This is a genomic window from Curtobacterium flaccumfaciens, assembly GCF_051548005.1.
Taxonomy (GTDB): Bacteria; Actinomycetota; Actinomycetes; order Actinomycetales; family Microbacteriaceae; genus Curtobacterium.
Genome location: NZ_JBPUGH010000186.1, coordinates 1 through 5,994, shown reverse-complemented (window position 1 = coordinate 5,994; position 5,994 = coordinate 1). Strand labels below are relative to the sequence as shown.

Annotated in this window: 6 protein-coding genes; 3 read left to right on the top strand and 3 right to left on the bottom strand. The window is 71.4% G+C overall.

Annotated features, from left to right (window positions below; translation table 11 throughout):
- Positions 1-1,359, top strand: a 1,359-nt coding sequence (gene uxaC, locus ACSW7Y_RS15740; RefSeq protein WP_438127182.1) for a glucuronate isomerase, incomplete at its 5' end; no start/stop codon positions are given.
- Between the two features lie 67 nt (positions 1,360-1,426).
- Here uxaC and ACSW7Y_RS15735 read toward each other — a convergent pair.
- Both ACSW7Y_RS15735 and ACSW7Y_RS15730 read right to left on the bottom strand, forming a co-directional pair.
- Positions 1,427-2,104, bottom strand: a complete 678-nt coding sequence (locus tag ACSW7Y_RS15735) for a response regulator (protein WP_438127181.1) — start codon at positions 2,102-2,104, stop codon at positions 1,427-1,429.
- Between the two features lie 10 nt (positions 2,105-2,114).
- Positions 2,115-3,356 carry a sensor histidine kinase gene (locus ACSW7Y_RS15730; protein ID WP_438127180.1) on the bottom strand — a complete coding sequence of 414 codons (1,242 nt, stop codon included), beginning with the start codon at positions 3,354-3,356 and terminating at the stop codon, positions 2,115-2,117.
- A gap of 217 nt (positions 3,357-3,573) precedes the next feature.
- On the opposite strand from ACSW7Y_RS15730, the gene ACSW7Y_RS15725 reads away from it, so the two are divergent.
- The gene (locus ACSW7Y_RS15725) at positions 3,574-3,828 is read left to right on the top strand and encodes an SHOCT domain-containing protein (RefSeq protein WP_438127179.1); all 255 of its coding nucleotides are present in this window, start codon (positions 3,574-3,576) and stop codon (positions 3,826-3,828) included.
- Here ACSW7Y_RS15725 and ACSW7Y_RS15720 read toward each other — a convergent pair.
- Positions 3,815-4,354 carry a gluconokinase gene (locus tag ACSW7Y_RS15720; protein WP_438127178.1) on the bottom strand — a complete coding sequence of 180 codons (540 nt, stop codon included), beginning with the start codon at positions 4,352-4,354 and terminating at the stop codon, positions 3,815-3,817. The genes ACSW7Y_RS15725 and ACSW7Y_RS15720 overlap by 14 nt on opposite strands.
- Before the next feature lie 114 nt (positions 4,355-4,468).
- Here ACSW7Y_RS15720 and gndA point away from each other — a divergent pair, with 114 nt between their 5' ends.
- The gene (gene gndA, locus ACSW7Y_RS15715) at positions 4,469-5,926 is read left to right on the top strand and encodes an NADP-dependent phosphogluconate dehydrogenase (RefSeq protein ID WP_438127177.1); all 1,458 of its coding nucleotides are present in this window, start codon (positions 4,469-4,471) and stop codon (positions 5,924-5,926) included.
- The last annotated feature ends 68 nt before the right edge of the window (positions 5,927-5,994 follow it).

The window sequence follows — 5,994 nt, the reverse complement described above, 5'->3', positions numbered from 1 at the left end:
GCGCGGGACATCGCCCGGACGGTGTACGAGGCGGTGGCCGACGCACCGATCATCTCTCCGCACGGCCACGTCGACGCCGCACTCATCGCGGACGACGAGCCGTTCCCCGACCCTGCGGCACTCCTCATCACGCCGGACCACTACGTCCTGCGGCTCCTGCACGCGAACGGGGTCCCGCTCGACCAGCTCGGCCGGGATGCCTCCGCACCGGTCGAGGGCCGGGAGGTCTGGCGACACCTCGCCACGCACTGGGACGACTTCCTCGGCACCCCCGTCCGGTACTGGTTCGAGACCGAGCTCCACGACGTCTTCGGCCTGCGCTCGGCCCCGTCCGCCGCGAACGCCGACGAGCAGTACGACCACCTCGCCGCGCTGCTCCGCTCCCCCGAGTTCCGACCACGTGCACTCTTCGACGCCTTCGGCATCGAGGTCCTCGCCACCACCGACGCACCGGACGCCGACCTCGCCGCGCACGCGCGGCTCGCGTCGGACCCCACCTTCACCGGCCGGGTGCTCCCCACCTTCCGCGCGGACGCCGTGTTCGACCCGTCGCGGTCGGACTGGAGGCACGTGGTGACGTCGACCGGAGAGGCCGCGGGCATCGACACGGGCACCCACGACGGCCTGCTCGGCGCGCTGCGCGCACGGCGGCAGTACTTCATCGAGCACGGTGCGACGGCCACCGACACCGGCGTGCTCGACGCCGGGTCCGCACCGCTGCCCGCTGCTGAGCGTGAGCGCATCCACGCCGCTGCGATGCGCGGACCGGACGCCGTCACCGCGGCCGAGGCCACCGCCTACCGGCACGACATGCTCTACCGCTGGGCGGAGATGAGCGTCGACGACGGCCTCGTCATGCAGCTGCACCCGGGCGTGCTGCGGAACCACCACCAGCCGACGCTCGACCGCTTCGGGCCGGACACCGGGCACGACCTCCCCGCGGTCGGGTCCTTCACCGAGCCGCTGCGCCCGCTCCTGAACGACTTCGGCACGGCGCCCGGCTTCCACCTCGTGCTCTTCACCGTGGACGAGACGGTGTTCTCGCGCGAGATCGGGCCGCTCGCCGGCTTCTACCCCGCGGTGTACGCCGGGGCGCCGTGGTGGTTCATCGACACCCCGGCCGCGATCGGCCGGTACCGGGCTGCGGTCACGGACTCGGCGTCGTTCACGAAGACCTCCGGGTTCATCGACGACACCCGCGCGTACTGCTCGATCCCGGCGCGGCACGACATGGCACGACGGACCGACGCCGCCTACCTGGCATCGCTCGTCGTCACGCACCAGCTGTCCGAGGAGGACGCGGTGCGGACGGCGCACCGGATCGTCTCGGACATCCCGAGGGCGACGTTCAAGCTCTGACCCGACGAGCTCTGACCCGACGAGCTCGGAGCCGACGAACTCTGACCCGACGTCGCCGCGCGGTCCGTCACGGCGTCCAGCCGGGTGTGACGAGCCCGGTCTCGTAGGCGAACACCACGAGCTGTGCACGGTCGCGGGCCCCGAGCTTGATCATCGCCCGGGAGACGTGCGTCTTCGTGGTCATCGGACTCACGAAGAGGCGCTCGGCGATCTCCGTGTTCGACAGCCCTGCGGCGACGAATCGCATCACCTCGCGCTCCCGGACCGTCAGGACGTCGAGCTCCGGCGACAGCGAGGCCGGCTTCGCGTGCGTCGCGTACGCCTCGACGAGGGAGCGGGTCGCGCGTGGTGAGAGCAGGGACTCCCCCGCCGCGACCGTCCGCACGGCGCGGAGGAGCTCGGCGGGCTCGGTGTCCTTGACGAGGAACCCGGACGCTCCGCCGCGGATCGCCTCGAACACGTAGTCGTCCTCCTCGAAGGTGGTCAGCACCACGACGTGCACGCCGGTGAGGTCGGGGTCGGCCGAGATCCGACGGGTGGCAGCCAGACCGTCCGTCCCCGGCATCCGGATGTCCATCAGCACAACGTCCGGTCGCTCCCGACGGACGAGCACGAGGGCCTCGTCCCCGTCGCCGGCCTCGCCCACGACGGTCATGCCGGGTTCGGCGTCGACGAGCGCACGGAGCCCGGCACGGACGAGGACCTGGTCGTCGACGAGTGCGACGCGGAGCGGATCAGTCGGCAACGGGGGTCTCCTATCGTGCGGTCGTGGTCGGCAGGCGGGCCTCGACCGACCACCCGCCGTCCGGTCTCGGTCCGGCGCGGAGCGTTCCGCCGACCGCGGTCGCACGCTCCCGCATGCCGATGAGTCCGTTGCCGGAGTCGCCCATCGGGGCGGTCCGCGGGGCAGCTGTGGGCCCCGCGCCCACCGGGTGGTCGGTGACCGCAACGTCGACCGTCTCGAGGCCGATCGCCACCGTGATGGCGGCGCGGTTCACGGGAGCGTGCTTCATGACGTTCGTGAGGGCTTCCTGCACGATGCGGAACGCACTCCGGTCCACGGCGGCGTCGATGTCGGCGAGGTCCCCGGTGACGTCGGCGTCGACCGCGATGCCCGCCGCCCGCGCGCGCTCGACGAGGTCCGGGAGGCGGTCGAGCCCCGGCGCGGGGTTCCGCTCGGAGCCGGGCTCGCCGTCGACACTCCGCAGCACGCCGAGGATGGTCCGCAGCTCGACCAGGGCTTCGCGGCTGGTGTCGCGGATGTTCCCGAGGGCCTGCTGGGTCGACTCCGGCAGGTCGGCACCGAGGTGCAGCGCGACCCCGGCTTGCAGGTTGATCAACGACATGCTGTGCGCGACCGAGTCGTGCAGCTCCCGCGCGATCCGGACGCGTTCCTCCCCCGCTCGCCGCCGCTCGGCATCGGCTCGGGCACGGCGACGTTCCCCCGCGCGTTCGACCCGGACGCGGACGAGCTCGGTCACGACGATCGTGACGACCGCCCAGGCCACCGCGAGCAGCACTGCCGCGAGGTCGACGGCGGATGCCCGGCCGAGGACGGCGTCGGCCGTGGGCAGCCAGGCGACCGCGAGCGCCGAGGCGACGACGACCTCGACCCGCCGGCCGCGGAACCACGCGTTCGCGACGGCCATCGTCAGTGCCGCGACGAAGGGGCCGCGCGGGCTCACCAGTGCCGCGTACCCGAGTGTGGCCACCAGGACGACCCAGAGCACACCGCGCGGGCGCCACCAGCGGAACGGCAGCACGACGACCCCGGCGATCAGCAACGCGAGCGCGGACGGACCGAGGACGACCGGTTCGGCAGGCGTGGCCAGCCCGTGCGCGAACCACGGGGGCCCACCGCGCCCGCCGCCGCTCCAGCCGGACGCGACGACCGTGCCGACGATCTGCAGGAACGCCACGGGCAGGACCCGACCGACCCGCGCGAAGCGTGCGCGGCGGTCTGGTCGGGGCTCTCCCCTGGTGACGGTCTGGGTCATGCGTCGAGCCTATGGTCGGCGCGGAACCGTGGCATCGGGCGGGGGCACGACCTGTGGACTACTCCCGCTGGAGTACCTCGTCGTGCAGGAGTGCTCGTCCTACGACCGCGGGAGCAGGCGGAAGTGGGCCTGGGAGGCGGACGCGTGGCGGGCCTCCAGGCCGGACGCTGGAACCGTCGCCGACCCGGCGGACCGAACCGACCACACAGGAGCAGCCATGATCACCACCGCACTCACCACCGCAGCCGCCACTGCCGGGCCGTACTGGCACGGCGGCGGGTTCCCGTTCTTCGTCTTCCCGGCCTTCTTCTTCCTCGCGTTCCTCGTCGTGTTCCTCGTGTTCGGGGTGTTCCGACGCGGGTCGTGGCGCGCGGTGTCGGATGCGCGGGCGGTCCTCGCCGACCGGTTCGCGCGGGGCGACATCAGTGCCGAGGAGTACCGGGCACGGCTGTCGGAACTCAGCCGGAAGTGACCGCGAGGCCCGCGAGGATCGTCCGCACCGTGTCGTCGACGGATCCGTCGATCGAAACGGCGAGGGCGGCCTCGTCGGGCTGCGGTCGTTCGAGCGTCGCGAACTGGGAGTCGAGCAGCGAGGACGGCATGTACTCGTGGTGCCGGTGCGACTGCCGCTCGGCGATGAGTTCGCGCGAGCCGTCGAGGAACGCGATGACGAGCCCGGGCGCGGATGCCCGCAGACGGTCGCGGTACGCGCGCTTGAGTGCGGAGTTCGCCATCACCGCGCGGTGCCCGGAGGCTTCGATGGACGCGATGCGGTCCGCGCACGCGTCCAGCCAGGGCCAGCGGTCCTCGTCGGTGAGCGGGATGCCGGCGCGCATCTTCTCCTTGTTCGCGGCGGGGTGCAGGTCGTCGGCGTCGACGAACTCGGCCGGTTCGCCGCGGTCCGCGAGCGCTGCTGCGACCGCGGCTCCGATCGTGGACTTGCCCGACCCGGACACCCCCATGACGAGGACGGGCGGGAGGACTGCGGTGTCGGTCATCCCTCCACAGTATTGACGGCGATGAACGTTCTCCCCACGTTGCCGTAACACCCATCCGGATCCAGGGCGCGCGCCGTAGGTTGGTGGCCGGTACGACAGGACGAAGGAGACCTCGTGGCAGACAACGACGGACAGGCGAACATCGGCGTGATCGGGCTCGCCGTGATGGGTTCGAACCTCGCACGGAACCTCGCATCGCGAGAAGGCAACACGGTCGCGGTCTACAACCGCACGTACGCCCGCACCGAGGAACTGCTGCAGGAGCACGGCGACGCCGGGTTCATCGCGTCGGAGGACATCGACGGGTTCGTCGCGTCGCTGTCGAAGCCGCGCACCGCGATCATCATGGTGCAGGCGGGCAAGGGCACCGACGCGGTGATCGAGCAGCTCGCCGAGCGGTTCGAGGAAGGCGACATCATCGTCGACGGCGGCAACGCGAACTTCCACGACACCATCCGCCGCGAGCACGACCTCCGGGAGAAGGGCCTGAACTTCGTCGGCACCGGCATCTCCGGCGGCGAAGAGGGTGCGCTCAAGGGGCCGTCGATCATGCCCGGTGGCTCGAAGGAGGCCTGGGAGACCCTCGGGCCGATCCTCAAGTCGATCGCCGCGGTCGCCGAGGGCGAGCCGTGCGTGACCCACATCGGCACCGACGGCGCCGGCCACTTCGTGAAGATGGTGCACAACGGCATCGAGTACGCCGACATGCAGCTCATCGCCGAGTCGTACGACCTGCTCCGCCGCGTCGGCGGGTACTCGGTCGAGCAGCTCGTGCAGATCTTCGACGAGTGGAACGGGGGCGACCTCGAGTCGTACCTCATCGAGATCACCGGCGAGGTCCTCAAGCAGCAGGACGCCGACACCGGCAAGCCGCTCGTGGACGTGATCCGCGACGAGGCCGGCTCGAAGGGCACCGGAGTCTGGACCGTGCAGAACGCGGTCGGGCTCGGCATCCCGGTGTCAGGCATCGGCGAGGCGGTCTTCGCCCGTGCGGTCTCCTCGAAGCCGACGCAGCGCGCCGCCGTGCAGCAGTCGGTGAAGAGTCGCCCCTCGATCGCGGAGGTGCCGGACACCTTCGCCGATGACGTCCGCGCTGCCCTCTACGCCTCGAAGGTCGTCGCGTACGCGCAGGGCTTCGACCTCATCATCGCCGGGGCGAAGGAGTACGACTGGGACATCGACCTCGGCAACGTCGCGAAGATCTGGCGCGGCGGTTGCATCATCCGGGCGCAGTTCCTGAACCGCATCGTCGAGGCGTACGACAAGAACCCCTCGCTCGAGAGCCTGCTGGTCGACCCGTACTTCGCGGACGCCGTCGCCGAGGGCGAAGCGGCCTGGCGGCGGATCGTCGGGATCGCGGCAGCGTCGGGCATCCCGGCGCCGGGGTTCTCGTCCGCCCTGGCGTACTTCGACTCGCTCGCGTCCGACCGGCTCCCGGCGGCGCTCATCCAGGGACAGCGCGACTTCTTCGGCGCCCACACCTACCAGCGCATCGACAAGGACGGCACGTTCCACACGCTGTGGTCGGAGGACGACCGCCGCGAGGTCGAGCAGGAGCCGTCCACGCACTGAGCGCTTCCGCACTGACCGCACCGCACTGACCGCACTGCTCTGACCGCGGCACGACCGTCCCAGGGAGG

Coding starts and splice junctions, on each gene's coding strand:
- ACSW7Y_RS15725 (WP_438127179.1), top strand. CDS start 3,574: ATGATCACCACCGCACTCACCACCGCAGCCGCCACTGCCGGGCCGTAC.
- ACSW7Y_RS15720 (WP_438127178.1), bottom strand. CDS start 4,354: ATGACCGACACCGCAGTCCTCCCGCCCGTCCTCGTCATGGGGGTGTCC.
- ACSW7Y_RS15730 (WP_438127180.1), bottom strand. CDS start 3,356: ATGACCCAGACCGTCACCAGGGGAGAGCCCCGACCAGACCGCCGCGCA.